Origin of the sequence: Stenotrophomonas sp. A3_2, assembly GCF_036624925.1 — a bacterium.
Lineage (GTDB): Bacteria > Pseudomonadota > Gammaproteobacteria > Xanthomonadales > Xanthomonadaceae > Stenotrophomonas > Stenotrophomonas hibiscicola.
This window is the reverse complement of sequence record NZ_JAZKVY010000172.1, coordinates 1-345: the sequence shown is the minus strand read 5'-3', so window position 1 is coordinate 345 and position 345 is coordinate 1. Positions and strand designations below refer to the sequence as shown.

Below are 345 nucleotides of genomic sequence, written 5' to 3'. Positions count from 1 at the left end.
GGATGCTTGGCTGCGCGCGCGCGGCATCACCGGCATCTCCGGCGTTGATACCCGGGCGCTCACCGTGCGCATACGCGACGGCGGCGCCCCCACCGGCATTCTGGCGTATCCGGCCGATGGCCGCTTCGATATCCCGGCCCTGCAGGCGCGCGCCGCCGCCTGGCCGGGGCTGGAGGGCATGGATCTGGCGAAGGAGGTTTCCTGCACGCAGAGCTACGCGTGGGACGAAACCGCCTATGCCTGGCCCGCGGGCTATGGCCGTCAGACGGCGCCCACGCATCACGTCGTCGCCGTCGATTACGGCGCCAAACGCAACATTCTGCGGTGCCTCGCCGCCGCCGGGTG

Annotated in this window: 1 protein-coding gene; it reads left to right on the top strand. The window is 71.3% G+C overall.

Annotation, left to right across the window (positions count from 1 at the left end; genetic code table 11):
* The coding region (locus tag R5H29_RS05460; RefSeq protein ID WP_332328879.1) for a carbamoyl-phosphate synthase domain-containing protein at positions 1-345 on the top strand (345 nt) is incomplete at both ends.